The organism is Erythrobacter ramosus, from assembly GCF_009828055.1.
Classification (GTDB): Bacteria; Pseudomonadota; Alphaproteobacteria; order Sphingomonadales; family Sphingomonadaceae; genus Erythrobacter; species Erythrobacter ramosus.
This window is the reverse complement of the sequence record NZ_WTYB01000001.1, coordinates 124,969-151,154: the sequence shown is the minus strand read 5'-3', so window position 1 is coordinate 151,154 and position 26,186 is coordinate 124,969. Positions and strand designations below refer to the sequence as shown.

Below are 26,186 nucleotides of genomic sequence, written 5' to 3'. Positions count from 1 at the left end.
GTATCGGACAAGCATCCCGCGTCAGCGAGGCTCGTCGCCTGTTGCCGCAGCTACAGCCATGTCAGCCGTGACATTGCCGACAGTTCGCCACAGATCCGGAAACACCTCGACTGGGAGGAGGAGCGGCAGCAATTCCACCGGCACGCCGAGCGCGAGACTGATAGGTACGATAACGACGAAGAAACTCGCGCTGCTCGCGACGCCCACAACGGCCAAGCTGCCAACGACACCAATGGCCGCGCCAAGAGCGACCGCCCCCCATCCAAGATCGATGCCGTAGATGTGTGCGACGATCAGCACGACTGCCAAATTTCCGGCAGGACTGGTGATGCGAAACAAGGAGACAGCAAGTGGCAGCGTCAGCGCGACCGATCGCTCCGGCAGGTTCAGCGCAGTCCGGCACTGCGCAATCATCGCAGGCAAGGTGGCGAGTGACGATTGAGTAGACAGCGCAAGCGCCTGGACCGGCAACGCTGCCCTAAAGAACGTGAGCGGTGCTACGCGTCCTGCCAGGATTGCGACGGGATATGTGACGAGGAGCATCTGCAGGATCAAAACGAGGCTGACCACAGCAACATAGTGCATGATTGCGCCCGCAGCACCGAGCCCTACTCGTTCACCGACGCCTAGCGCCAAAGCGAAAATCCCGATCGGTGCAATCAGTAACACCCAGTTGACTATCACCATCATCGTTGTCGAGATGCTGTTTGCTAACGAGACGATCGGTGCGCGCAGCGCAGGTTCCACGCGTGTGACGGCAAAACCGAACAGAAGGGCGAAGAGCACGATCGGCAACATTTCGCCGCTGGAAAGCGCGGCAAAGAAGTTGCTTGGTATGATGCTGGCGATCATTTCCGTCGCACCCGGTACGCTTGGAACCGATCCGGGTACTGCCCCGGCGCGTAGCGCGGCCGTCGTTTCAATGTCGAAGGGCCACGCTGCCAGAATGGCCTCGGTTGCAACCGCCGCAATCGCTACGCCAACGATCAGCATGCCCGTGAACCAGGCTATTGCTCGTACTGCAAGGCGGCCACCTCGCGCTGCCTCGGCCGCAGAAGCGATACCGCCGATCAGCAGCGCAACAACCATCGGGATGATCGTCATCTTCAAGGCATTCAACCAGATGGTTCCGACCGGCTCTGCAACCGCCAAAATCTGGTCTGCCATTGTGCCAGGCTGAAGAGCTGCGCCCACAGAAATACCGAGCACGAGCCCAAGCAGGATCCGCCAGGTCGAATTCATTGAGCAAATCCGGTCCAACCGAGGTCTGAATCGCTCATCAGAAAACTCCATGATCAATGAAACTTCGTATGCGGCGTTCATCCTCGGCAACATCGACGCCGCGCTCTTCGAGCCACTCGTCGCTGAAGTAGCTGCTGCTATAGCGCTCGCCGCTGTCGCACAGGATTGAAACGATCGATCCCGCGACGCCATTGGCCTTCATTTCCATGATAAGGTTGGCGCAGGCCCAGACGTTCGTGCCGGTCGAGCCGCCACATGATCGGCCGAGATGCACACTTAACACTCGCGCCGCCGCGATGCTGGCGCTGTCTGACACAGCGATCATGCGATCGATTACGCTTGGTACGAATGAGCTCTCGACCCGTGGCCGGCCGATCCCCTCAATCAAAGAGGGCGGCTCTGAAACCATTGTTACAGAACGGTCGCCCCAGTGCCGGTGAAACACAGACGCAACCGGATCGGCAACACAGAGCTGTGTCGAGTGGCCATGATAGCGCACATAGCGACCAATCGTTGCTGATGTTCCTCCGGTCCCAGCACCACAGACTATCCAGCTCGGCACTGGTGCAGGCTCGCGCCCCATCTGGGTGAATATTGCCTCAGCGATGTTGTTGTTACCGCGCCAATCAGTTGCCCGCTCGGCATATGTGAACTGGTCCATGTAATGACCGCCGAGGCGTGCCGCCAGGAAGCCTGCTTCATGATGCGCTTCGGCGGCACATCCGACCAAGTGGCAAGTTCCACCATAAAACTCGATTGCGGCGATCTTGGCGGCCGCTGTCGTGCGCGGCATGACAGCGATGAACGGCAATCGAAGCATTCGCGCAAAATATGCCTCTGATATCGCGGTCGATCCGCTCGATGCCTCGACGATCGTCATGCCTTCGTCGATCCATCCATTGCACAGTCCATAGAGGAAGAGCGAGCGTGCGAGTCGGTGCTTCAAGCTGCCGGTTGGATGGCTGGCTTCATCCTTTAAATACAATGCGATGTCCGAAAAGGCGGGCAGTGGCACCGGGATCAGGTGGGTATCCGCCGATCGTTGAAAGTCCGCTTCGATCTGCGCGACGGCCCAGTCGGCCCAGCGAGCAGACATCACCGAGTGGGCCGCTTTGCGATAAGGCGACAATTGGACCTTTCTCGGAATGATACCGCGCAAGTTTCGACATGCATTGTGAGCGAAATTCCCGATGTGTTTCAGGTCCTCAAAAATAGCGGGAGGAAGCCTGATTGGCACGCAATTTACTTGATACCGGATTCGCTGACGTCCGCCGTCCTATGTTCTTTGAGTCATGCGATTCCACACGGAGAGGCAATGAAGACCACCGCGACCTTTGCTGCCATGGGGCCAGTGGCTGCACTTCTCCTTGTGCCGATCCTTGCAACGGATGCCAGCAGCCGTACGCTTGCGCTCGCTAATGCGCCGGGTGATGATTTCTATCTTTACGCAAATGCAGAGTGGATAGCGGCAGCACGAATTCCCGAGGGGGCCACGGGGATCAGCCGCAAGTCGCAGCTGGCACAACAGGTAGATGCGGCGGTCTTGTCGGCTATCCGTGATGGCCGCAATCTCGACAAGCCGGTCGGCACGCCCGAACACGCTCTGGGGTCAGCATATGCCGCGTTCATGGATACAGCGCTTATAGAGCGGAAGGGTCTTCAACCGATTGCTGCGTCTTTGGCGTGGATCGACGGGGTGCAATCGCAAGATGCGCTGGCCGGGGCACTTGGTCGAGCCTACGTTGAAAACAGCGCTTCGCCATTTACTTTCCGTGTCTATCCCGACCCTGTTGACCCGCGTCGCGCGGCACTTCACTTTATCCAGTCTGGGCTCGGTCGCGGATCGCGTGAAAGCTATGAGTCGGACGCCACGCCTGCTGGAGCTGTTCGTCGCGACTCCTATATCGCATATCTCGAAAAACTGATCGCGATCGTGGATCCGGCTGACGCCGCTTCGCGTGCTCGAGCGGTTTACGGTCTGGAAGCCAGGCTCGCGGCTTCATTCGCGACCTTTTCGGAAATGCAGGACATCACCAGGATAAACAATCCGATTGGAATGAACGATCTCGCCACATCGTACCCTGGAATGAACTGGCCGCGCTATTTCAAGGACGCCGGTTTGCCACAAGTGGATCATGTCATCGTTGCGCATCCGGGCGCGGTGAAGGGCACGATCGAGCAGATGGGAACGACGCCGCTGGCAGTGTGGCGAGATTACCTGCGAGTGCGGCTGCTTGACCAATCTGCTGAATGGCTCCCAACCGCCGTACGCGACGCGCGCTTCGCGTATGTAGGCCGCGTACTGCAGGGGCGTAGCCAACCCCGCCCCCGTGGCGAGCTGGCAGTTTCCATGCTGCAGAGCACGGTGCCGGAACTGGTTGGGCAAGTCTATGTCGGCCAGGTTGCCAGCCCCGACACAAAGGAAGCTGCACTAAGGCTTGTTTCGCAAATCCGTGGAGCGTTCCGCGCTCGGCTGGAGAAAGTCGAATGGATGGATATCGCCACGCGCAAGGAGGCAATCGCCAAGCTCGACGCGCTCGACGTCAAGGTAGGCTGGCCGGACCGCTGGACTGACTATGGCGATCAATCGCTCAAGCCCGACGATCTGGTCGGCAACATGCGCCGCATTCGAGAGGCCGTGCTCCTTGCACGAATCAAGGAGTTGAAAACGGGGCGCGACACTGCGCGCTGGCGATTGCCCGTAACAGACGTACAGGCGGCCTACGATCCGGTCGCAAACGAACTCACGATCGCTGCAGGAATTCTGCAGCCGCCCTTCTTCGATCCCAAGGCTGATCCTGCGGCGAATTTCGGGGCGATCGGCGGAATCATCGGGCACGAATTGAGCCATGGGTTCGATTCTACCGGTCGCCTGACCGATGCATTCGGCAAGAGGCGCGACTGGTGGTCGCCAGCCTCCGCTTCAGCTTTCAAAGCGCGCGCCGATAGGGTTGTCGCCGAGTACACAAGCTATCCGCAGCCTGATGGTCTCAAGATCAACGGAGCAACTACACTCGATGAGAACATCGCCGACATTGGCGGTCTATCGATCGCATTTGCCGCGTATCAGCGGGCAGTGCCTGCGCCGAAGCGCATCGACGGCTTAACCGGAGCGCAGCGCTTCTACCTCGCATGGGCGCGAATGCGGGTGATGAAACAGACCTTCGAGGGGTTGAAAGATCAACTCGAGAGCGATCCGCATGCGCCGGCTGATGCTCGGGTCAACGTCGTTGTGCGTCAGCAGGACGGTTGGTATCGGGCCTTTGCCGTGACACCGACTGCACGGCTGTATCGCACGCCTAGCCAGCGAGTGCGGCTCTGGTGACTGACAAACTCTCTCTTTCGCGCCGTTCACTGCTAAGTGCGGCTGCAATTTGTGCACTGCTGCCGGCTGCGGCACGCGGCGCTGTGCCGATGGTGCCCCCGCTTGCGCGGCGCGAACGGCGAGAATTCATGCTGCATGGTCGAACTCGGGTCGACGAATACAGCTGGATGGAAGACGATCGCTGGCCAGCAATGCTGCGGGACGGATCACCCCTCAAGCCTGAGATGCAAGCTTTCATCGACGCCGAGAACCAATACGGCGCAGATGTTCTCTCTGCAGTGAAGGAGCTTCAGGCGGACATCGCCCGGGACATGGAGCGCCGGGTCCCGGCCGCTGAAGCACCCAACATGGTGCGTGACGGAGAGTGGCTGTATTATCAGGAGGTAGCTGCGGGAGAGAACTACGCGAGATACTTCCGCAAAGCGGTAAGTGGCGGTGATGCGGAACTCCTGCTGGACGTTGTCGCCCTTGCTGCCGGGCAAAAATACTTCGACGTGTTCGACGTAATCCACAGCCCCGATCATCGTTGGATCGCCTGGGCAGTCGATGTGGTCGGCGATGAGCGCTACGATATCTTCTTGAAGAACACTTCGACTGGCGAAGTCAGGAATCATGGGATCGCGGGGGCGACCCAAGATTTCGTGTTTTCCGGCGATTCCGAATGGATCTTCTGGGTCTACCAGGACGATAAAGGCGTCCATACGAGGATTGCCCGTACCGCCGTCGCGAATGGCGAAACAGTTACAGTGCATGCAGAAACAGACCCCGGCATGTTTCTGGCCACCGCGCGCAGTCGCTCAGGAAGATATTTGGCCTTGGGCGTCCGCAATCAGGAAACCTCCGAGGTGTATCTGATCCCCGCAGATCGACCGACCGAGGTACCGCAACTTGTGAAGGCGCGGCAGGTCGGTGTTCGCTACCGCGTGGAACACTGGGAAGATCGCTTCGTCATCCACACCAATGCCGACGGTGCAAATGATTTCAAGTTGATGTGGGCGGACGAGACGGCACCGAATATCTGGCGACCTTGGTTTGTGCCACCGGCGGGCGTCAACATCGATCGCATTATGGCGTTTCGCGACTTTCTAGTTCGGGTCGATAGGGTGGATGCGTCGAACCGAATGGTGATTATCGCGCGCGAAACGCTTCAGGAGACCCCGATCGCATTCGATGAGGACACCGTAATGCTGAGCCCCCTCAACGCCAGTTCTTACGCCGACAACGAATTGCTGTTTATCTATTCATCGATGGCAACCCCGCAGCACTGGTTTGCGCAAGATTTGAATACGGGCCGCCGGACGCTGACGCGCAAGCGCGTTGTCGGCGGGGTTGATCCGAAAGATTACATCACGCGCCGACTTTTCGCCACAGCCAAAGACGGCGAAAAAGTGCCGATCACAATCCTTGCCCGCCGCGATACGAAGCTCGATGGCAGTGCGCCCCTCTACCTTGAAGGCTACGGTGCCTATGGCGTGAATACCGATCCGAGTTTCTCATCCCGCTATTTTTCCTTAGTCGATCGCGGCTGGATTTATGCGCTGGCCCATGTTCGCGGGGGGGCGGATAAGGGGTGGCGCTGGTTCCAGGACGGTCGCACGTTCAAGAAAAAGAACAGCTTCACGGACTATATCGCAGTCGCAGAGAGGCTCATTGATTTGCGCTACACGAGCAAAGGACGGATCGTCGCTTACGGTCGTTCTGCGGGCGGTCTGTTGGTGGGAGCAGTTGTCAACATGCGTCCCGATCTGTGGGGCGCGGTAGTGGCAGCGGTGCCCTTTGTGGACGTTCTCGGATCGATGATCGATCCCAACCTACCACTGACCCAGCCCGAGTTTCCCGAATGGGGCAATCCGATCGCCGATGTCCGCGCGTATGATTACATTGCAAGTTACAGCCCGTACCAGAACGTGGAGGCAAAGGCCTACCCCCCGATGTTAATCACGGGCGGAGTCGCCGATCCCCGCATTGCCTTCTGGCAGCCCGCGAAATGGACCGCCGCCCTACAGGCCCGATCAACATCGCGTTCACTGATCGTGATGCAGCTTGACGATGACGCGGGTCATTCGGGCAATTCCAGTCGTGCGGGGCAAATCGCGCGATGGGCGCGCGATTACGCCTTCGCGATCGGAAGTGTCGAGCGGCGGTGGAGCGCGTCCACAGCATGACGCGTGACGAAACGGATCGCTGGTTTGTGGAACAGGTGCTGCCACTCGAAGCCGAACTGATGCGCTATTTGCGCCGTTCGTGGGGCAACAAGGATGAACTGGCAGATCTTCGCCAGGAAACGATGGTCCGAGCCTATGAGGCGGGAATGCGCGAGCGACCGCAGCAAACGCGCCCTTTCGTATACATGATTGCCAGGAACTTGATGACCGACCGGATCCGGCATGCGCGTGTCGTATCGATCGTCTATGTGGAGGATCTTGACGCTTTGAACGTTCCATCGCGCGAGCCCTTGGCCGATCAGCTCGTATCCGCGAGGGAGGATTTGAAGCGTTTCGCGGCGGCGCTCGAAAGGCTGCCCGCGCGATGCCGCGAAGTTGTTGCCTTGCGTAAAATCGAAGGTCTCTCGCAGCGCGAAGTGGCGCAAAAGATGGGCATAACGGAGGATACAGTGGAGCGGCAGGTGTCGAAGGGCATGCGTGCGCTCGCCGCCGCTTTGGCGGAAGGATCGGCGGGAAAGTCACAGGATGCGATGCCGGCTTGGCTGCGGCGCAATCGTTGGCGGAGGCCGTAATGAGAGATACGGATCAAGATCGGGCTGCCGCCGACTGGCTCGCGCGTCGAGATGCGGGTGAGTGGACAAGCGACGATCAGGCAGCATTCGCGGAATGGTTGGAGGAATCCAGTGCGAACCGGATCGCTTTTCTGCGCCTCGATCATGTTTGGTCGAATGCGAACCGACTGGCTGCGCTAGGCGGCGGGCCGTTGCGCAGATGGAGGCGGCCATTCCGAGGCTGGCAACCGACCAAGAGTCTGGTGCGCAAGGCAGCCGCTCCGATTGTGGCAATCGCGATGGCAGGAGCGGCTGCGATGGCGTTGTTCACCATGCCTACGACCGCGTCGACCGGCATCGGCGAACGCCGCACGATCACGCTTGCAGATGGCAGTTCGCTTGAACTCGCTCCCTTGACCAAGGTTCGTTATCGGATTGACTCGACCCGGCGTTCAATCTGGATCGACGAGGGCGAAGCCTATTTCGACGTCCGTCACGACGCCGCTAACCCCTTCATTGTCTTTGCTGGAAACCGCCGAATTGTCGATGTGGGCACGCGCTTTTCGGTGCGGACCAGCAACTCCGACATAAGCGTCGTGGTCGAGGAAGGTGAGGTCGAGGTCAGCTCGATCGCTGACAAGGACGCTGAAGTGGTTACGCTCAGGCAGGGTAGCATGGCGAATGCGCGGGGAGCGGCGCAGGTCATTGTATCGAGCAACCCAGTGGCGGTCGCCCATCGATTGAGCTGGCGCGATGGGATGCTTGCGTTCGATGAAGCCAGGCTTGATGAAGTTGCCAGCGAATTCAATCGCTACAACCGGCAGCAACTTGTCATTGCCTCACCAAAGACTGCCGCGATGCGGATCGGCGGCCGTTTCAGAGCAACGAATGTCGACGGTTTCGCTAACCTTTTGCGAGACGCATACGGTCTGAAAGTTACCAAAACCGATCAGCAAATCACCGTCTCAGAATAACGATACCGGATTGTTCGCCTTAGGCCGTCCTAGCTTCCTAGGGGCAATAACTTTACCGGGGGTATTCGATAAGATGGCATTCTTGAAATCCGCGTCAGTTTTGATGGCGACGACAGCGATTGTTTGCTTGGCGCAACCGGCTGCAGCTCAAGAGCGTCCCATTTCGGTTCCTGCCGGAACGATGCAGCAAGCGCTCGATCTGCTGGCTCGCGAATCCGGAACACAGCTGATTTATCGCAGCGACGATATCCGCAGTCTTCGGACTAAGGGCGTCAAGAATGCGCCGAATGTCGAGGCAGCACTAAAGGCGCTGATCGCCGATACGCCGCTGGCTGTTCGGCGCGGAGCCGATGGCGCCTTGGTTTTAGTTCGGCAAACGGCAAAGGTAAGCGTCGAGGTTACCGAACCGGAGCCCGCGTCCGAACCGATCGAGATCGTTGTCACTGGTTCCCGCATTGCGCGATCCGCAGTCGACTCGCTTCAGCCACTGGTGGTCGACACCAAGGAATACATCCGCACGCGCGGGTTCCAGAACGTCGGCGAGGCGTTGCGCGACAATCCGCTCTTCACAGCGGGCTTGGACAGCCGTGCGGGCAGGCAGGACGAAGGCGATGTCGGTGCAACTTTTCCAAACTTGCTCGGGCTCGGCTCCAATCGGACGTTGACGCTGATCGACGGCAAACGTGCAGTGTCATCGGCGTCTTCGAGCGCTGGCGGCATAAACGGTCTGCAAGTCGATGTGAACACCATCCCGAATGTGTTGATCGAGCGCATTGAGGTGATCACTGTCGGCGGCGCGCCGATTTACGGGTCAGACGCGATTGCTGGTACTGTCAATCTGGTCCTGAAGCGCGATTTCACTGGCCTTGCGGTGGATGCGCAGGCGGGGCTCTCCGAGCAAGGTGATGCGGGCACGCAGCGAATTGGTGCTGTGTTTGGCGCCAATTTTGACGGGGGCCGTGGCAACATCACGCTCACCAGTGAATACACAAAACAGGACACACTTCTGGGTAGCCAGCGTCCCGACACGTCGGCAAACTTGCTGCTGCTGAGTGGTAGCGGCACGCCGACCAATGTGCTGGTCCGAAACAACGCATTCCCCAGTCTTTCATATTTTGGCGTCCCGTCGCAGCTCGTCGGGTTGTTTTTCCCAGACCCGACGTTTTTTGTGACTAACGCTTCAGGCCAAGCCGTTGGCTTCAACGCCAGTGGCACGCTTCAACCGATTCCGCTGGGTGTAGCGCCGGCGGATTCGGCGTCGCCCTTGCTCTCTGCGGGCATTCCCTATGATGGCGGGCAGACCTTCCGCTACGGTGACGCGACGGCGCTGCGAAACCCATCTGAGCGCTACACCTTCGGAGCGTTGGGAAGCTATGAATTCTCGCCATCGTTGCGAGCAAACATCCGCGCAAATTATTCGCATGTCGATGCGACCGCCATCGGCGATCCGGGCGACTTTTTCGACCTGCTGACCGTGCCGACGCAGTCTCCGTTCCTTGCCGCGGCCGACCGGACGCTGATCGCAAGCCAAATCCCCGGAAGCACGTTCAATCTCGGGCGAATTTTGTCCGACATCGGCAGCCCTGATCTTCATTCCGAAGCGACATCCAGGAGTGCGGTTGCAGAGCTGGCCGGGGACCTTTCCTTGGGTGCTCGTGAATTCTCATGGAACCTCAGCTACAGTTACGGGCAGACTGACCGCACCGTGCGCCGCCGCTCGATGATCGGTACAAATCTGGACCGCGCTCAAGACGTAGTGATCGCCAACGGGAACGGGTCGGGGGTATTAATCGATCCATTGACGACCAATCTGCCGGCAGGTTTCTCCTTCGCCAACTTCGCTTTCGACGCGTCGCGAGGCGGCTATATCAATTCTGCTGGTACGCAGCTGATAACCTGCCGCTCGCGCGCCACCGGGGTCGACAGGAGCTGCCTGCCGTTCAATCCGTTCGGCACTACAAATCCTGCTGCAGTGCGCGACTATATCACTGATGATGCCATCTTCCGCTCCAAGATCCAGCAGCAATTCGTCCAAGGCAATATCGAAGGCTTCCTCTTCGATTTGCCTGGCGGGCCCGTCAAGGCAGGGGCCGGTTTCGAGATCCGCCGCGAGGAATCCCGCTACGCGGTGGACGCAGCTTCAGCGGCGGGCAGTTATGTCTTCGGGTCGGGCAATCTCGGGACGCCAATCGGCATTCCGGCGTCCGCCAATGTTGGTGGCTCGTTCACGTCAAAGGAAATTTATGCCGAGGCGGTCGTTCCGCTGATCGGCCCGGACATGGACATTCCGTTGACCTACAAGCTCGAGCTGGAAGGGTCTGCGCGATACCTCGACAACACTGTCGCGGGGCGTGATGTGATCTGGACCGCTGGTGGGCGGTGGACAGTGACGCCGGGTTTGGTGGTGCACGCAAACGCAACGCGCTCGGTGCGAGCGCCGTCGATCGCTGAGCTTTTCTCGGGGGATCAAGCGGTTACCGGCAACATTCCTGATGTCTGTGGCCGAAGCCAGTTCCGGCAGAATGCTACGCGCCAGGCGAACTGCATCTCGGCTGTCATCGCGCGCGGCGTTCGACCGGATGCCGCATCTGCCTTAACCTTCCTGAATACATTCAACCCGAGCTTTTTCCCGCGCACCGGCACACAGTCGGGTAACCCCGATTTGGACAACGAAATTGCGAATTCCTGGAACGTCGGTGCGGCGATTTCGCCGAAACTTCTTCGCGGACTTTCGGGATCGGTTGATTACAACGTTATCAACTTAAAGAACACTATTCGCCTTTCGAGCATTAGCTCTGCTACACGTTTGTGTTACGATAGCAGTGATTTCCCGAACAACTTCAACTGTAATCTGTTTACGCGTGGAACCAATTTCCAGACACAGAGTGGATATCGTACTGGCCCAGTCAATGCTGGCGAAATCCGCTTCGCGGCGATTACTGCGAACCTTGGCTACCAGTTCGACCTGAACGGGATTGGATCATTCTCAATCGGCGGCTCTGGTATCTGGAATACCCACTTCGACTCGTCGCCTGACGGCGTCACGCTGGAGGACAACATCGACACGATCGGGGCGGAGAAATTCCGCGGTCGCCTCAATCTTGGGTACGATACCGGCAACCTTTCGTTGTTGTGGACCGTTAACTACGTTTCGTCGGCCTTCCTCGATGTCAATGCCAAGTCGGATCCTGATTTCTATGAAATCCGTCGGATCGATTCCTACGACACTCATGATCTGTCTGTCGCATATACGATAAACAGTGAAAGTGATCGGCAGTTTGTGCTTCGCGCGAATGTGCAGAATCTCTTCGATAAGGATCTGCCATTGGTCGCCAATGGTGCGAATTACGATGCGATCGGCCGGCGGTTCATCGTAGGCGTCAGCACCCAATTCTGAGGTGATGCCCAAGCGCCCATCTGCCGCGCCACTTGCGATGAGCCGTCGGACCTTCGGGGCGGGGGTGCTGGCGGCGTTGGCGGGCGGTTCAGCGCTGGCGATGCAATCGGAACCTTTGACGGTGATCTCCGGTGGGCGGATCGCCGACGGAAGCGGAGGTCCGCTACGCGATGCGACAATTGTCGTGCGAGGACGGCGGATACTCCACGTTCGCGATCCGCGCCACGTGCCGGAAACACCTGACCGAGTAATCGATGCCACTGGCATGATCGTCGCTCCCGGCTTCATCGATCTACATGCCCACGGCGACCCGCTGGAAGGGCCGCAACTTGCTTCGCTACGGCAGGGCGTGACAACAATCGTTGTGGGGCAGGATGGGCGCACGCCCGGCCCGTTCTTTGATGACGGGATCACTTTGCCCCAGTGGATGCAGCGCGTAGCGGCTCAAGGGTCGCACGTCCATGTCGCAGCCTTGTCGGGTCATGGGACCAATCGCATGCGATCCGGCGCCAAGTTCGCGCTCCAGGCGACGCCGCAGCAGCTTGGCGCGGCGATTGCGTTGCTGCGCGAGGATATGGCGGCAGGGGCGTTTGGAATGAGCACCGCGCTTGAATATGAACCCGGTCGCTTCACACCGTTGGACGAACTGGTGGAACTCGCGGAGATTGTCGGCGCTGGTGGCGGCGTTGTGATGAGCCACTTGCGCAGTGAGGACAGCGATCGCATCGATGGGTCAATCGACGAATTGATAGCGCAGGGACGCAAGGCTCGGGTGCACGCGTCTCACCTCAAGATCGTTTATGGTCATGATCCATTACAGGCCGTGCGAATAATCGAGAAGCTGCGCGGTGCCCGACGGCGAGGTGTCAAGGTTACGGCCGACGCCTATCCGTACAATGCCGGTTTCGGAAATCTGGCACTGCTCTATCCGGACTGGATAAGTGACGCGAGGACATGGGACACAGCATTAGCCACGCGTCGTGAAGAAACCATGTCGTACATTGCCGCGCGGATTGAGCGGCGCGGTACCGCCGATGCGATCTTGATTGGTACCGGTCCGGACGCAGGCAAGACGCTGTCACAGGTCGGCTCTGAGAAAGGGGTGTCGGCAGCACAGGCAGTCATCGACTACGGCTATGGCGGGCCAGGTGCGGCCCATTTCATCATCGACGCCAAGGTCCAAGAGGTTTTCATCATAGCCCCTGATACAGGCGTTGGAAGCGACGGCGCACCCAGTATGCGGCATCCGCGCGCCTTCGGTACGTTTCCGCGCGCGCTCCAAACGTTTCGTGAGCGCGGGCTGCCGACGGAACGAGCGGTGCACAAGATGACGGGACTGGCGGCCGATATCATCGGTTTGGAGGATCGAGGTGTGATCCGCTCGGGCGCTATGGCTGATCTCGTCATTTTCGACCCGATCAAGGTCAACGATAACGCGACTTGGTCAGCACCGGACACAACGCCCTCGGGCATCGCGATGGTGATGCTTGAGGGGAGCGTCGCGCTCGATCAAGGTCGCGAAGGTCCACCTTGTGGCCGTGTCCTCAGAAAGGGTTTGCCGAGCCTATGATCCTGTTGCGCCTGCTTTTTGTTATGGCCATCCTAGTTGCCGCACCGGCGATGGGGAAAGATCCCGCCGTATCGCTCTGGAACGAAGCACAAGTTCGATATCAGGCGAAGCTGAGGGAGGAACACGTCGTCGCCTCGACGACCGTGCTGCTCCGCGATGGCAAGGTTATCGCGGCTGCTAACTTTGGGGTGGACGACATTACCACCAACCGTCCAACTGACCTCAAATCGATCTACCACTGGGGCTCTGTCACCAAGACATTCACTTCGATTGCAATAATGCAGTTGCGCGACAGAGGACTCCTGAAGCTCGACGATCCGGTGGTGCGCTACGTCCCGAATTTCGGAAAGATATACAATCCATATGGCAAAATAGAAACGATCACGCTGCGCGATCTTCTGACGCACAGCGCAGGCTTACGTAACACTACATGGCCGTGGAATGCAGGGAAGGGCTGGGAGCCCTTTGAGCCGCCGAGTTACGCCCAAATAGAGGCGATGTTTCCTTACACGGAGATCGAATTTCAGCCCGGCAGCAAATACAGCTATTCGAACCTCGGCTATGCGGTGCTGGGTCAGGTGATTGAGGCGGTGAGTCATGAACCCTATGTCGCCTATATTGATAAGCACATCTTCAAGCCGCTGAAAATGCATGGCAGTTACTTCAATTTAACGCCTGACCACCTCAGGCCATATCGCGTACAAAGCTATGCAGTGACCGATGCTGGTGCCCTGATCGATCAGGGGGGCGATTTCGACACTGGTGCGACCGTCGCCAACGGCGGATTGAACGCACCGGTCGATGACATGATTGTCTATGCATCGTTTCTTAGTGGCGCAGGATCAGACGACAACTATCGCTTCGTTCTAAGTCGCGACAGTATCGCAGAGCTCCACACCAAGATCCTTCCGTCAGGCGAGGAGGCCGGGCTGACGACATATCGTGGGCTAGGTTTCCTGACGGGCGAAACCGCGACGCATCAATTCTTTGCCCATGGAGGATTTCAGCGGCTCTACCGGACCACCATCATGATCAGCCCAGTCAACCGCATGGCCTATATTCGTGCAGTCAACACTACCGGTCCGCGCGGCCGCAACACCGCTACCGACATCATCGATGATACGGTGATATTCAAAATCTTCGGACTAGGGCTGGAACAAAAATGAGGATAGGTCAGCGCCTTGCTGCGGCTTTGGTGTCATTTGGTGCAGCGCTGGCGCCTTGCTCCGGTCACGCTACCAGTGAAACCGACCCGCTATCGGCGAGCGAACTCAAGCAAATCGATTCGATCGTGGGTTCGCGCAGGCAGATCGTATTCGGCGAAGACGCACATCGATTGCCTTCAATTCATCGCTTGGTGGCGCAACTGTTCCGGCACTTGGTGGAAACGCAGAATGTTCGTGTCCTCGTGTTCGAATCTGCATGGGGGGTCGAGGATGCACTCGCCGATTTCATGTCTTCGGAACGGACCGCTCTCTCCGGCCGCGAGCCATTCTTCCTCAATGCCTTCGCCTCACCTGAAACGGCGGGGTTATTGGTATGGATCCGCGACTGGAATCGCGCTCACCCTCAAGACAAAGTCCGGATCAGCGGGTTTCAACCCGAACAACCGGTGACGGACTTTGCAGCCCTGCAAGCTGGACTGAAAGCCAATGGCTCGCAGTTGGAGGCCATCGGCACCGCTTGCGGTTTTGCAGATCAATACAAAACCGACATCGACTACATCGTGGCAATTTCGAGCGCTGGTGCTGACGCTCCGCTCCAAACATCTGCGGCACGGCTGGCGTGTGCTGCCGCAATCGACGAGCTGCGCGAGGCCATGCCGCCGCAAAAAGGCGCCGCTCGCGAACTCGCCCTTCATGCATACAGCCTGAGCTACTACGTGCAGAGCGTCGCCGCTGCGTTCGACGAGAAACCTGACCTGACGTTGTCCGAACGCTCAGCAGCGTTGGGGCGCGACTACGACGCCGTGGACACGGCGCGGCTGCATGTCTTCGATGAACTGGTGAAGACACGATACGGCGGAATGAAGACGTTTTTCTGGATGCACAATTGGCACGCAGCGCGGCACGCATCAGAGATCGAGACGGTCAGCACGCTCGGTTTCGGAATTCCCAAGGGCACGGTTTCATTCGGTGAACGATTGCGCCAGCGGGATGGGCAGGCAGTTGCCTATCTTGGGAGCGTCGTGCCGTGTCCCGCCAAGGGTGGATGCACCGAGCCGGCTGGCGGTGTGGAGGCGGCGCTAAAGACTCGATTTGGGGAAGCTCCTGCCATCATTCGGCTCGCCAAAACGCGCGATCCGGCTTTCTCGAGGCCGTCCACTTTAATGTCAAACAGCAACAAGATGGAGTTGCGAGACGTGGTGCTTGCCCGCCAGTTCGATGGCTTGATCTATCTTCCAGCAGAGAAATAGCGTGGAGGCACACACGTCCGGAACTGGAATCTGGAGCAGGCGTGCGCTGCTCGGCGGTGCAGCAGCATCAGTGGCAACCTCGATGGCAAGCTCCTCAGGGCTCGCCGGCAATGCAACGCGGCCGTTCGACCTGGTAATCCGCGGCGGGCTTGTCGTCGATGGAACCGGAGCACCTAAACGTCCGGCCGACATCGGCATCGTCGGCGGGCGTATTGCGATGATCGGGAAAGCGAACCCGGCCACCCGCGCAACGCGCATTATCGATGTGCAAGGCAAAGTGGTGACTCCTAGCTTCATCGATCCCCATGCTCATGGCGATCCCTTGCAGGACACTTCGTTCGCCAATTTCCTCACAATGGGTGTGACGACGATCACGCTTGGGCAGGACGGTGAGACACCCGGCTATCATCATGCGCCTGATCCCTTGCCATCGATGGACCTCGCTGCGTGGCGAGCTGCTTCTGCTGCCACAGGGCTGAGCCTGAATATCGCGCCGCTAGTCGGGCATGGCACACTACGGTGGCGAGCCGGCGTCGACCTCGCGGCCGTTCCTTCAGCGACGCAATTGGCGACCATGCGGCGTCTGCTTGATGCTGACCTTGTCGGGGGTGCGTTCGGGCTCAGTTCCGGCTTGGAGTATGTTCCGGGGATCTATTCGGAAACGCCGGAACTGGTAGCACTTGCGCAGACCGTCGGTGCGCGACGCGGCGTGGTGATGAGCCACATGCGAAGCGAGGACGACGACAAGATCGAGGGGGCGATCGATGAGTTGATTGCGCAAGGTCGGTATGCCCACGTCCATATCTCTCATCTGAAGGTCGTTCTTGGAAAAGCCGTGGAGCGCGGTCAGGCGATTCTCGAGAAGATCGCGCGAGCTCGGGCTGAGGGGATCGATCTGACCGCAGACGTTTACCCCTACAATGGTGGCTATGCCGACATCACGCTTGTGTTCCCACTGTGGGCCAAGACCGCCGATCAGCTTGCCGTGGCCCGACGTGATCGCGGTACGGAGCTTGCGGACTTCGTTCGGGCAAGGATCGTCAAGCGGAACGGCCCCGATGCGATCCTGATCGCCGAAGGGCCCTATGCGGGGCAAACGCTGGCCCAGGCGGCAGCAAAGGCCGACAAACCGTTTTGGCAATTCGCGATCGAAGATCTGGGTGCGAACCCATGGAACTGCGCACATTTTACCCAGGATGAGGCGATCCAGGAATTGTTCGCTGCCAGCCCGCTCGTTGCGATCTCAACTGATGGCGCGCCGTGGATTAGCCATCCGCGATCCTGGGCGACCTATCCCAAGGTCCTTGGCGAATTCGTGCGTGAGCGGAATCTGCTGACGCTGGAGGCTGCGATCTACAAGATGACGGGACTGGCTGCGCATTGCGTCGGGCTTACTCAGAGGGGACGGATCGCAGTCGGGCTCGCAGCGGATCTCGTCGTGTTTGATCCTGCAACAATCGCGCCGCAAGCAACCTGGACCGCGCCGCGCGCGCCAGCGGTCGGCATCGACTATGTCATCGTTGACGGCGCCCTTGCGGTTGAACGCGGCGAGGTAACGGGTGCTAGGTCAGGACGGATTCTGAAGCGAGGGAGGTCGTAATGATACGCTGGTTAATGGCTTTTCTCGCGGCCATATCATCGCTGGCGGGGACGGCGAGCGCAGCGCCGCGAGAGAACCCGGAGCCAGCCAAGTTCGCAGAGGCGTGGCGCGACCTGAGCGATGCCGTAAGTCGTGGAGCGACCGAGCAGCGGGTGGTTGGCGGCACGATTGCGTTTCGTGCAAACGGGAAAACTCTCGGCACAAGCAGTTTCGGCTATGCAGACCTCCAAGCGGGACGCGTCGCGACCGCTGATACGCTTTACCATTGGGCATCAATGACCAAGATGGTCACCGCGGTCGCGCTCTTGCAGCTACGCGATGCGGGTAAGCTCTCGCTGGACGATCCCATCGTCAAATACCTTCCCGAATTGCGCGCAGTTCATGACCCGTATGGGCCGATCGATCAGATCACGCTGAAAATGTTGCTCAACCATAGTTCGGGCTTTCGCTCGCCTACCTTCCCGTGGGGCGGCAACAAGCCCTGGCATCCGCGCGAACCGGCCGAATGGTCGCAGGTCGCAGCCATGATGCCGTATTCCGAAATCGAGTTTGAGCCAGGCACCAAATATGGCTATTCCAACCCCGGCATGAGCTTCCTCGGGCGCGTCATCGAAATTGTAAGCGGCGAAAACTATCAGCAATATGTCGAGAAGCACGTGCTGTGGCCGCTCGACATGCGCAAAACCTATTTCGACCTTACTCCTCCCTACCTGCTGCCGCTTAGATCGAACAACTATCTGATCGAGAACGGCGTACGCACTGCGCAAGGACTGGACTTCAGTACTGGGGCAACGGTGGCTAATGGCGGCTTGAACGGCCCGATCGATGATATGCTGCGGTGGGCGGATTTCCTGCTCGGCGTCAACGATAATGGTCGATACGATCTCGTCCTTTCTCGTCAAACGCTGGAGCAGATGTGGCAGCCTGTACATCCCACCGACAAATGGACCCCTCAGTTTGGCGAGAGCATGGGGCAGATGTTCTTCGTCATCGACGACCGGCCTAGTGAAGAGCAAATTCCGGTACGCTACATCGGCCATACAGGGTCGCAGCTGGGCTTCGAGTGTTTCCTTTACATCGACCCAATAAGCAAAACCGCAGCTGTCGCGGCCTGGAACACGCGTCCGCTAGATTCGGATAGGGTGGTACTTCGCGATGTGCGGAGGGGCTTCTTTGACCGGGTGTTCCCGCTGTTCAGGACAGTGCCGTGAACCGTGGCTCGTTCGACCGCAGCGCGTTGGACGCCATCCAGCGGTTCCCGTTAATCACCGCACCAACCTCGCTAGACTCTATCCGCTGCGAGATACCGGGGTTCTGCGGATCCCTGTTCATGAAACGCGACGACAATACGGGTTTCGCGATGGGTGGCAACAAGGGTCGGAAACTGGAATACACCATCGCTGATGCGCTTGCTAAGGGTGCCACTGCGGTCGTCACATCCGGGGGCATTCAGTCCAACCATGTCCGGCAAACGGCTGCGGCTGCGGCAAAGGCGGGCCTCGCCTGTCACGCGATCCTGACACCTGCATTGGCGCAGTACCCAAGAGCGCATCTCGAGTCCGGGAACGCGCTGCTTGACATGATCTTTGGAGCCCAAGTTCACGTCGCCGCAAACGAGGCGGACGCTGAACTACTCGTCCTCCAGGTGGCGAACGACCTGAGAGGCGCTGGTGGCCGACCGCATGTCGTGCCCCCAGGTGCATCGGATGGCGTCGGATCGCTTGGTTACGTGCAATGCGCCTGGGAACTGCGCGATCAATGCCAGTCGCTAGGTATCGATCCTGCGGCGGTTTTCGTGTCTACCGGCAGTGGGGGAACCCACGGCGGGCTGCTTGCCGGAGCGCGGCTGGATGGCTGGGATGTGCCAATCATCGGCATCTCGGTAAGTGAGCCAGCGGAGATCAAGCGAAGCCGTGTCCGTTCGGCAATGACTATGATCGGAGAGCGACTTGGCTGCCACATTCCGTTCAATGAAGCGGATATCATCATAGACGATACGCATACGGGAGCGGGCTACGCGCACCCCACAGAATCGGCCAATCGCTGGGTCAAGAAATTGGCCCGCTCGGACGGTATTCTTCTCGACCCGATCTACACGGGCAAAGGATTTTCAGGAATGGCCGATATAATCGGCGGGGGAAGTATAGCTGGCGACGTGGTTTTCATCCACACGGGCGGAACCCCGGCGCTGTTTGCCGATCCCCAGCTTCTTGTAACAATCGCGACTGATGCTCCCTGCTTAAAAATACTCTAAAGTTATTTCATTGATGGTGCGAAGATGATCAGCGAATATCTGTAGTTGAGTGATGAGGCGAAATTCCACCAGTTGAGGGCAAGTTATTTACTTGATATGAAAAAAATTGGATGCGATCGCAAAAAGTGCCTTGCTGCCATTGCGAGTACCGCACTTGCCGGGAGTCTGTGGGGCGTCGTTTAAAAGGGACCCCTTTGGCGGGGTGATCGGCGTCTAGAAGGGCCCCCTCATTCTGATGGTGTAGCGGATTGCCTGGTGACGTGACCCCCAGCTTTCCCCCAGCAGGGATTAGAGCCGGGCGGTTGTTTTTGCACTGCTACCCAACCTTGGACCACTCGGGTCTGGAGTTTTCCGCCTTGGTCAGATCCGGTGGGCTGGTCTCACCGGTTGAGTTTGCCAGCATGATCGGAGGGATATTCCCGACTGCGCTGTGCGGTCGCTCTTCGTTGTAGTGTCTACGCCAGGCCTCCAGCTTTTCGCAAGCCTCTTCCAGCGATAGGAACCAGTGCGCGTTCAGGCACTCGCTCCGCAGCTTGCTGTTGAACGCCTCGATGAACGCGTTGTCCGTGGGCTTACCAGGGCGGGAGAAGTCAAGGATCACACCGCGCTGGTAAGCCCACAGATCCATGTCACGAGAGATAAACTCGCTGCCGTTGTCGACCCTGATCGTCTTTGGGTAGCCGATCTGTCGGCACGCCCGGTCCAGCGTCGCGACGACGTCTTCGCCACGATAGCTGAACCGGGGATCGATCACCGGCGATAGCCGGGAGTAAGTGTCGACCACCGTCAGGATGCGCAGTTTCCGGCCGGTCGCCAGCTGGTCATGAACGAAGTCCATCGCCCACACATCGTTTGGCCGGATCGCTGGCGCACGATCCTCGTGTAGCTTCGCCTTGACCCGCCGCTTGGGCGTCTTGTTGCGGAGCTGAAGGCCCAACTCTCTGTAAAGCCGATAGACCTTCTTCATGTTTACGGCCCAACCGTCGCGGCGCAGGATGTAAAACACCCGCCGGTATCCATAGCGGACATGCGTCTCGCAGATATCCTTGATGCGCTTCTTAAGAAAGGCCGGATCGGTGCGGCGGGACTGATAATGATAACTCGAAGTGTCGAACGGCAGAACCCGGCAGGCCCTCCGGATCGACACGCCCCAGTCCAACAGCATCCCGTCGACCAGCTCGCGCTTCCGATCCGGCCTCAGAGCTTTCGCTTGATGACATCCTGCAGCATCTCGCGGTCCAGCGTCAGATCGGCGACGATCTTCTTGAGCCGGCTGTTCTCGTCCTCCAGCTCACGCAGCCGCCGCATCTCCGATGGCAGCAGCCCCGCGTATTTCTTCCTCCAGTTGAAATAGGTTGCCTGGCTGATACCCGCCTTGCGGCAGATCTCAGCGACCGGCGTCCCTTCCTCGCCCGGCTTGATGACGAACGCCTTCTGCGCGTCCGTGAACTTCGATGCCTTCACGCCAAACCTCCTCGCCCAGCCAAGGATGTCTACCGCGGAAAACTCTAGCTGCGAATGGTCCAGTTTTCAGGTGGCAGAGCATGTTTTACGCTTCATCGTCTGTCCTTCCCCCAGGCCAGACTCTAATCGCTCATGGAGGAAAGCGGGGGGGGCACGTCACCCCCTCTTGCGCCGATTGTAATCCTGAAATTGTCGATCGCCGACGGACAGAAAGTGGGGGTGGCCGGACACGCAATCTGGACTCGAATTCGCCCATTCAATATGCACCTCAAATGGATACTCTCGACATCGCCTTTGCTGAAGTCCGCCGCTATCTGGCTTCGCTTGATACTCGCCCGGTCGCGTCACGCGGCACGCCAGCGGAAATGCGTGCGCCCCTGCCGACCTCGTTTCCTGAACGCGGCATACCGGCGAGCGATGTGGTCCGCGCCATTGCTGCGGCAGCTGATCCTGGATTGACAGGCAGTGCCGGAGGACGGTTTTTCGCCTGGGTGAAGGGCGGCGCCTTGCCGGCTGCATTGGCAACCGACATCATGTGCTCTGGATGGGATCAAAATGCAGTGCTTGCTTCCACCAGCCCTGCGGGCGCAGTGCTTGAGGAAGTCGCGGGCCAATTCCTGCTTGAGGCCCTGCGACTGCCAAGCGATGCAAGCTATGCCTTTGTCACGGGCTGCCAGATGGCCCATGCGACGGCGCTGGCCGCAGCGCGTCATGCCGTGCTGGCGCGAAAGGGATGGGACGTGGAGGCCAAGGGGCTTCAGGGCGCCCCGGTCATTCGCGTGCTCGCCAACGCACACCACCATTCTTCGGTAACGCGGGCTCTGCGCCTGCTCGGCTTGGGCAGCGAATGCATCATCCCTCTCGATGCGGGCCGAACGGGTATGGTGGCGCCAGACGTGTTGCGCGCGGCGCTCGCGCAAGAGCCACATGCTCCCACGATTGTTGTTCTGAATGCGGGCGATCTCAATATTGGCGCGTGTGATGATTTCGCCGCGCTGTGCCCGATTGCGCACGCGGTAGGCGCGTGGGTTCACGTCGATGGCGCGTTCGGGCTCTGGGCCAACGCCAGTCCGCGGATGGCTTCGCTCGTCAAGGGCGTAGAGCTTGCTGACAGCTGGGCCACTGATGGCCATAAGTGGCTGAACACACCTTATGATTGCGGAATGGCGATTACTCGGGATGCGGCTGCGCACAGTGCAGCCATGCGCATGACGGCGGAATATCTGACAAGCGGCGGACCGGTGCGCGACCCGATGGATTTCACGCCCGAATGGTCTCGCCGCGCCCGCGCCTTGCCAGCGCTGGCGGCTCTCATGGAACTCGGCCGTGACGGACTGGCCGCGATGATCAAGCGGTGCTGCGACCATGCGGCAGCCATATTTGACGGCATTTCGGATTTGCCGGGAGCGACCGGCATCGCCCGGCCAACAATGAACCAGGGCCTGATCCGCTTTGATGCGGCGGATGGCACAAACATCAGCGACGCGGTCATCGCGGCAATCAATGCCGGTGGCGAAGCCTTTGTCAGCGGCGGCCTTTGGGATGGCGAGCGCGTGATGCGAATAAGTGTCTGCGGTTGGAACACGAACGCCGACGATGTGGCGCGGACGGTTGTTGCAGCAGGCGAGGCTCTTTCCCGTTTGCGGTGAGGGGATCGTAGCCCACCAGATATAGGCGGGGACTGCAAAAGCGCCCCGGGACCGACGCGGGCGAACGGGATCCGTGACGCCAACGTCCGCTTCGTGGTCGGCTACAGAATTTCCGCTTTTGCCGAAACATGCGCTGAAGCTGCGGGTCTGCTTTCGGGATCGCGGATCGACTCTGCTTATGTCTGAAGATGGGTGGAAAGCGCGCGACGTTGACCCGGTATCTCAAACGGCAAGGATCAAACCGAATAACGATAACGCCCAGGTGTCATGCCCATATACTTTCCAAACGCCGTGGTGAAACTCGCCTGACTGGAAAAGCCGCATTCGATTGCCACCTCGGCAATTGTCTTTTCGCCCGAAGCAAGCAAGCGACGCGACAAGTCCATCCGTTTGACGGTTATCGCCTGATAGGGCGTCATGCCCGTTTGCCGCTTGAAGACTCTGGCAAAATGGTAGACCGACAAATTTGCGATCTCCGCCAGTTCTGCCAAGGTCACTTTCCGCATTGCTGAGTATTCGATATATTCCATCACTTTGGCAAGCCGAGCTGGAGAGATGTAAATATGGTCGATGACTTCAGGGCTCGCCCCCGTTGAGCGCCGCATCATCGAACCGTTGATCGCGCAAAGTAGCCCGTCGATTATAAGGTCGGATGCAAACCCTGGCGCGCTTATCTCTTGCGCCAGCATATGGACCAAAGTTGCCAATTCGGCGTTTTCATAGTTGCCGAAAGGCTCCGAGGCATGATTGCCCTGCCGGTCGTCCAATTGCCCGAGCAGGCCTTTGGGTAGGCTGATCGTCATGCTGCCTATCGGACCAGATACGTCAATCAACCGACGATAGCCGGCGGGAACGAAAGCGAGAGAGCCGCGGCGTGTTATGTAATGAGCGGCTGATTTTCCATCGTACCGCCAGCAGTGCCCTCCGTCCTCAAGCACGATATTGATGAGGTCGCGCGTTTCGACTAGAATATCGATTTGGCAATGCGCAATGTTTGAGCTTTTCAAGTCTGCAATCGCGCCTTGGCCATGAAGCACAAGATCGCGGTGATTGGCTTCGAAAACTGGCGTGTCATGGGGCGATGAAAATGCGATTGCGTCAAGGCATTCGTACCCCGACGACGCATGATAGCGCTTCCAGTCAGTTGGAGGCCGACCATCAATTTGGCTTGGCGACATTATGGTGTTCCCGCCCCCGAGCACCGACGCGAGATTGTTAAGATAATGGCCGGGATCCCGCAATAACCATACAAGATTTCCGCAAGATTTCGTAAATTTTCGGTCGGGGCCGCTTTGCGAATTTCCGCTTTCGGCGGCAAAGTGAACGAAGCCGCTGGTCTGGTTCAGGTACAGCTCCTGCTCGTCACGGAATGTGGCCGGACACTGCCAAAGGGCCTTATCGGGCCTACCGATCCAGACGGGCATCCCTTTCGATAAAGCCCCTGGATCTTGCACGAAATGCGCTGCGTCTGATTGCAAGACTGTCCTGATGACAGCTTCCCGGCTTGGCTGAATGATCGCACCCTACGGCGTTGCAAAGACGCAGTCGAAATGCCGCGCGAGGTTACAGACCCTATCGATCAATCGCAGAGAGATACTGTTGCCGCTGTTCATCTACCTTATGATGGACAACCCGTACGAGGACTGGGCGATGCTAATGACTCCTGTCATTGAGGGCTGAACGACCATTTCTGTCGTGATGGGCTTGTAGGAATCGCGGCATGACGCAAACACGCGACCGCTGTTTCGACCTCTCCAAGTCCAAGATCACGGCCTTCGAGCAAAGGCCCAAGAAGCTCTGGCTCGCGACCCATCGGCCCGAGGTGGCTGAGAAAGACGAGGGTGCCGCGGCACGCTTCGCGACCGGCAACGCCGTGGGCGAGATTGTCTGCGCGCACCATCCGGGCGGCGTGATGGTCGATCCCCCGTCGCTGTGCGAGGCATTGGCGAAGACATCGTCGTTGATCGCAGACGGGCATCAAGGCGTCCGGACTGCTCGAGATGTGCTGGCACCTCTATGCCTAGGGGACGGCAGTCGAGGTTCTTCAGACCGAACGATTGCGCGAGATGGTGCACTAAAGTCGCCGGAGCTTTGGCGCTTTCCCTTGACCGATTCTCGTTGTGTTCGAAAGTCGGAACTGGCCTCGTCCGTGTAGCGGTGAAAGCGGGATGTCCGGGTCGGGAATGCCCGCAAGAACGCCTTCATAGCGCGCAATCGCGGCGTTCGGGGGACCGACCAGCGGGAACAGCGCGCCAAGATCAAGCGCGGCGGGTTGGAACGTCTATCGTGCTAGGCGACAGGCAATGGAGTCTGCGTTCGCTCATCGTCGGCAGGCGGGCGATCCGCGTGCTGCTTTTGATGATCGCCGAACAGGGTTTCGCCTACATCAAGCCGCTTTGGTGTTCACAGACGATCATCAAACCCGATGGCTATATGCTAGGCGTGAATGCCCGCGTCGACGGCGTCGATATAGGTCAACACCTCGTCCGCCCGGTTGCTCTGGACCAGATGCATCGCGGTTTGGCCGGAGAAACCCGGCAGCGGTTCTGAGCTGTACCAGGCATAGGCCAGCAGGGGTGAACCAAGGCGGGGCTCGACCTTGCCAAGCACTTCGACCATGTGGCGAATGCGACGCTGGGTGCGGGCCGAGGTGATCCGGTCCTTGCGCTGGATGGCGTCCTTGCCGAGGCCGAGCGTGCGGGCGAGTTCATCGCTGGTGGTGCGCAGCGCTGCGGCAATCTTGCGCGGGGCAAAGGTGCCATTCTCTGCGTAGGCTTGGATCGACATCGCGATGCTCCGCTACTTCACGCTCAATATAGTGCCGCAGCTAACGCGAGCCAAGCCGCGGACGGCCTGAGCGTGGTGTTCACCGCCCCGCCCCCGGCCAAGCCAATCAGGGCCGGATCCTGATGCGGAGGTCACCACAGACGCTTGATCGCGAACCCGTCAAACAGCTCCTCATTCGATACCAGAACCATGTCTTCGGCCTGCGCCTGTGCTATCAAGAAGCGATCGAACGGATCCTTGTGGGCGATGTTCATTTCACCCGCGAGCCTGGCAAGGTGGACGCTGATCGGCAATTCGCCGAAGCCCTGCTCGGCAATTATCGCTTCAAAATCCTGCGCCAGCACCGCCGCGCCGGGCAGCTTGCCGATCCGGAATTTGGTGGCGATCTCCATCGCCGAGGCGGCGCTGACAATGATCTCGTTGGCCTCATCGGCAATGGCATCGCGGGCGCGGCGGCTGAGAGCTTCGTCACCCGCCAACCACCAGATCAGCGCGTGGGTATCGAGCAGAAGCCTCAAGCGAGACCCCACCCTTCAAGCTCATCGTCAGGCAGCGGCTCATTGAACCGGGCGTCGACCGTGATCTTTCCCTTGAGCGCGCCGAAGCGGCGTTGACCGCGCGGATTGACCGGCACCAGACGCACAGCCGGCACGTTGCCGCGCGCGATCACGACCTCACCGCCTGCCAAGGCTTCCGCGATGAGGCGAGAGAGGTTGGTCTTAGCGTCGTGAACCGAGAACTGGGCCATGGGGCTACTCCTTGGCTAAATATATAGCTAAGCCAACCTCTCGA

Annotated in this window: 20 protein-coding genes; 13 read left to right on the top strand and 7 right to left on the bottom strand. The window is 59.1% G+C overall.

Annotation, left to right across the window (positions count from 1 at the left end):
• Positions 1-21 precede the first annotated feature (21 nt).
• Both GRI59_RS00755 and GRI59_RS00750 read right to left on the bottom strand, forming a co-directional pair.
• Positions 22-1,242: a dicarboxylate/amino acid:cation symporter gene (locus GRI59_RS00755; RefSeq protein ID WP_160759302.1), complete on the bottom strand. Its 1,221-nt coding sequence runs from the start codon at positions 1,240-1,242 to the stop codon at positions 22-24.
• A gap of 37 nt (positions 1,243-1,279) precedes the next feature.
• The gene (locus GRI59_RS00750; protein ID WP_337190209.1) at positions 1,280-2,401 is read right to left on the bottom strand and encodes a PLP-dependent cysteine synthase family protein; all 1,122 of its coding nucleotides are present in this window, start codon (positions 2,399-2,401) and stop codon (positions 1,280-1,282) included.
• Positions 2,402-2,557: 156 nt separating this feature from the next.
• On the opposite strand from GRI59_RS00750, the gene GRI59_RS00745 reads away from it, so the two are divergent.
• The 11 genes from GRI59_RS00745 (at position 2,558) to GRI59_RS00695 (ending at position 19,494) form a co-directional block, all read left to right on the top strand.
• Complete coding sequence (locus tag GRI59_RS00745; protein WP_160759300.1) at positions 2,558-4,567, top strand: M13 family metallopeptidase; 2,010 nt, start codon at positions 2,558-2,560, stop codon at positions 4,565-4,567.
• Complete coding sequence (locus tag GRI59_RS00740; RefSeq protein WP_160759299.1) at positions 4,564-6,732, top strand: prolyl oligopeptidase family serine peptidase; 2,169 nt, start codon at positions 4,564-4,566, stop codon at positions 6,730-6,732. Before GRI59_RS00745 ends, GRI59_RS00740 begins: the two co-directional genes overlap by 4 nt.
• The gene (locus GRI59_RS00735; RefSeq protein ID WP_160759298.1) at positions 6,729-7,304 is read left to right on the top strand and encodes an RNA polymerase sigma factor; all 576 of its coding nucleotides are present in this window, start codon (positions 6,729-6,731) and stop codon (positions 7,302-7,304) included. The genes GRI59_RS00740 and GRI59_RS00735 overlap by 4 nt, the downstream gene beginning before the upstream one ends.
• A complete protein-coding gene (locus GRI59_RS00730) occupies positions 7,304-8,257 on the top strand; it encodes a FecR family protein (RefSeq protein WP_160759297.1) in 954 nt (317 codons plus the stop codon). The genes GRI59_RS00735 and GRI59_RS00730 overlap by 1 nt, the downstream gene beginning before the upstream one ends.
• 103 nt (positions 8,258-8,360) lie before the next feature.
• Positions 8,361-11,654, top strand: coding sequence for a TonB-dependent receptor domain-containing protein (locus tag GRI59_RS00725; RefSeq protein WP_160759296.1), 3,294 nt, complete (start codon positions 8,361-8,363; stop codon positions 11,652-11,654).
• Positions 11,655-11,691: 37 nt separating this feature from the next.
• A complete protein-coding gene (locus GRI59_RS00720) occupies positions 11,692-13,224 on the top strand; it encodes an N-acyl-D-amino-acid deacylase family protein (protein WP_183363560.1) in 1,533 nt (510 codons plus the stop codon).
• Positions 13,221-14,390 (top strand): serine hydrolase domain-containing protein, encoded by a 1,170-nt coding sequence (locus tag GRI59_RS00715; RefSeq protein WP_160759294.1) that lies wholly within the window; start codon positions 13,221-13,223, stop codon positions 14,388-14,390. Before GRI59_RS00720 ends, GRI59_RS00715 begins: the two co-directional genes overlap by 4 nt.
• Positions 14,387-15,640, top strand: coding sequence for an erythromycin esterase family protein (locus GRI59_RS00710; RefSeq protein ID WP_160759293.1), 1,254 nt, complete (start codon positions 14,387-14,389; stop codon positions 15,638-15,640). Before GRI59_RS00715 ends, GRI59_RS00710 begins: the two co-directional genes overlap by 4 nt.
• Before the next feature lies 1 nt (position 15,641).
• A complete protein-coding gene (locus GRI59_RS00705) occupies positions 15,642-17,240 on the top strand; it encodes an N-acyl-D-amino-acid deacylase family protein (RefSeq protein WP_337190208.1) in 1,599 nt (532 codons plus the stop codon).
• On the top strand, positions 17,240-18,451 hold the full coding sequence (locus tag GRI59_RS00700) for a serine hydrolase domain-containing protein (RefSeq protein ID WP_237440630.1): 1,212 nt from the start codon (positions 17,240-17,242) through the stop codon (positions 18,449-18,451). The genes GRI59_RS00705 and GRI59_RS00700 overlap by 1 nt, the downstream gene beginning before the upstream one ends.
• Entirely contained in the window at positions 18,448-19,494 is a 1,047-nt protein-coding gene (locus tag GRI59_RS00695) for a pyridoxal-phosphate dependent enzyme (RefSeq protein ID WP_337190207.1), read from the top strand. The genes GRI59_RS00700 and GRI59_RS00695 overlap by 4 nt, the downstream gene beginning before the upstream one ends.
• A gap of 316 nt (positions 19,495-19,810) precedes the next feature.
• Here GRI59_RS00695 and GRI59_RS00690 read toward each other — a convergent pair.
• A protein-coding gene (locus GRI59_RS00690) for an IS3 family transposase (RefSeq protein ID WP_419866780.1) occupies positions 19,811-20,958 on the bottom strand; the annotation gives its coding sequence in 2 pieces (ribosomal slippage) (positions 19,811-20,703 and positions 20,703-20,958; 1,149 coding nt in all).
• A gap of 365 nt (positions 20,959-21,323) precedes the next feature.
• Here GRI59_RS00690 and GRI59_RS00685 point away from each other — a divergent pair.
• Positions 21,324-22,607: a pyridoxal phosphate-dependent decarboxylase family protein gene (locus tag GRI59_RS00685; protein WP_202390839.1), complete on the top strand. Its 1,284-nt coding sequence runs from the start codon at positions 21,324-21,326 to the stop codon at positions 22,605-22,607.
• A gap of 236 nt (positions 22,608-22,843) precedes the next feature.
• Here GRI59_RS00685 and GRI59_RS00680 read toward each other — a convergent pair whose 3' ends face one another.
• Positions 22,844-24,031: an AraC family transcriptional regulator gene (locus tag GRI59_RS00680; RefSeq protein WP_160759288.1), complete on the bottom strand. Its 1,188-nt coding sequence runs from the start codon at positions 24,029-24,031 to the stop codon at positions 22,844-22,846.
• Positions 24,032-24,327: 296 nt separating this feature from the next.
• Here GRI59_RS00680 and GRI59_RS15570 point away from each other — a divergent pair, with 296 nt between their 5' ends.
• Complete coding sequence (locus GRI59_RS15570) at positions 24,328-24,762, top strand: hypothetical protein (RefSeq protein ID WP_183363561.1); 435 nt, start codon at positions 24,328-24,330, stop codon at positions 24,760-24,762.
• 281 nt (positions 24,763-25,043) lie between these two features.
• Here the strand turns inward: GRI59_RS15570 and GRI59_RS00665 are convergent, their stop codons facing one another.
• The 3 genes from GRI59_RS00665 to GRI59_RS00655 form a co-directional block, all read right to left on the bottom strand.
• A complete protein-coding gene (locus tag GRI59_RS00665) occupies positions 25,044-25,394 on the bottom strand; it encodes an antitoxin Xre/MbcA/ParS toxin-binding domain-containing protein (protein ID WP_160759287.1) in 351 nt (116 codons plus the stop codon).
• A gap of 131 nt (positions 25,395-25,525) precedes the next feature.
• On the bottom strand, positions 25,526-25,912 hold the full coding sequence (locus GRI59_RS00660) for a type II toxin-antitoxin system VapC family toxin (RefSeq protein ID WP_160759286.1): 387 nt from the start codon (positions 25,910-25,912) through the stop codon (positions 25,526-25,528).
• A complete protein-coding gene (locus GRI59_RS00655) occupies positions 25,909-26,142 on the bottom strand; it encodes a type II toxin-antitoxin system Phd/YefM family antitoxin (protein WP_160759285.1) in 234 nt (77 codons plus the stop codon). Before GRI59_RS00655 ends, GRI59_RS00660 begins: the two co-directional genes overlap by 4 nt.
• Positions 26,143-26,186 lie beyond the last annotated feature (44 nt).

What these genes read in the sequence shown, in the direction of transcription:
- GRI59_RS00755 (WP_160759302.1), bottom strand. Translation starts at nt 1,242, where the DNA reads ATGAATTCGACCTGGCGGATCCTGCTTGGGCTCGTGCTCGGTATTTCT.
- GRI59_RS00745 (WP_160759300.1), top strand. Translation starts at nt 2,558, where the DNA reads ATGAAGACCACCGCGACCTTTGCTGCCATGGGGCCAGTGGCTGCACTT.
- GRI59_RS00735 (WP_160759298.1), top strand. Translation starts at nt 6,729, where the DNA reads ATGACGCGTGACGAAACGGATCGCTGGTTTGTGGAACAGGTGCTGCCA.
- GRI59_RS00730 (WP_160759297.1), top strand. Translation starts at nt 7,304, where the DNA reads ATGAGAGATACGGATCAAGATCGGGCTGCCGCCGACTGGCTCGCGCGT.
- GRI59_RS00725 (WP_160759296.1), top strand. Translation starts at nt 8,361, where the DNA reads ATGGCGACGACAGCGATTGTTTGCTTGGCGCAACCGGCTGCAGCTCAA.
- GRI59_RS00720 (WP_183363560.1), top strand. Translation starts at nt 11,692, where the DNA reads ATGAGCCGTCGGACCTTCGGGGCGGGGGTGCTGGCGGCGTTGGCGGGC.
- GRI59_RS00715 (WP_160759294.1), top strand. Translation starts at nt 13,221, where the DNA reads ATGATCCTGTTGCGCCTGCTTTTTGTTATGGCCATCCTAGTTGCCGCA.
- GRI59_RS00710 (WP_160759293.1), top strand. Translation starts at nt 14,387, where the DNA reads ATGAGGATAGGTCAGCGCCTTGCTGCGGCTTTGGTGTCATTTGGTGCA.
- GRI59_RS00700 (WP_237440630.1), top strand. Translation starts at nt 17,240, where the DNA reads ATGATACGCTGGTTAATGGCTTTTCTCGCGGCCATATCATCGCTGGCG.
- GRI59_RS00685 (WP_202390839.1), top strand. Translation starts at nt 21,324, where the DNA reads ATGCGTGCGCCCCTGCCGACCTCGTTTCCTGAACGCGGCATACCGGCG.
- GRI59_RS00680 (WP_160759288.1), bottom strand. Translation starts at nt 24,031, where the DNA reads ATGCCCGTCTGGATCGGTAGGCCCGATAAGGCCCTTTGGCAGTGTCCG.
- GRI59_RS15570 (WP_183363561.1), top strand. Translation starts at nt 24,328, where the DNA reads ATGACGCAAACACGCGACCGCTGTTTCGACCTCTCCAAGTCCAAGATC.
- GRI59_RS00665 (WP_160759287.1), bottom strand. Translation starts at nt 25,394, where the DNA reads ATGTCGATCCAAGCCTACGCAGAGAATGGCACCTTTGCCCCGCGCAAG.
- GRI59_RS00655 (WP_160759285.1), bottom strand. Translation starts at nt 26,142, where the DNA reads ATGGCCCAGTTCTCGGTTCACGACGCTAAGACCAACCTCTCTCGCCTC.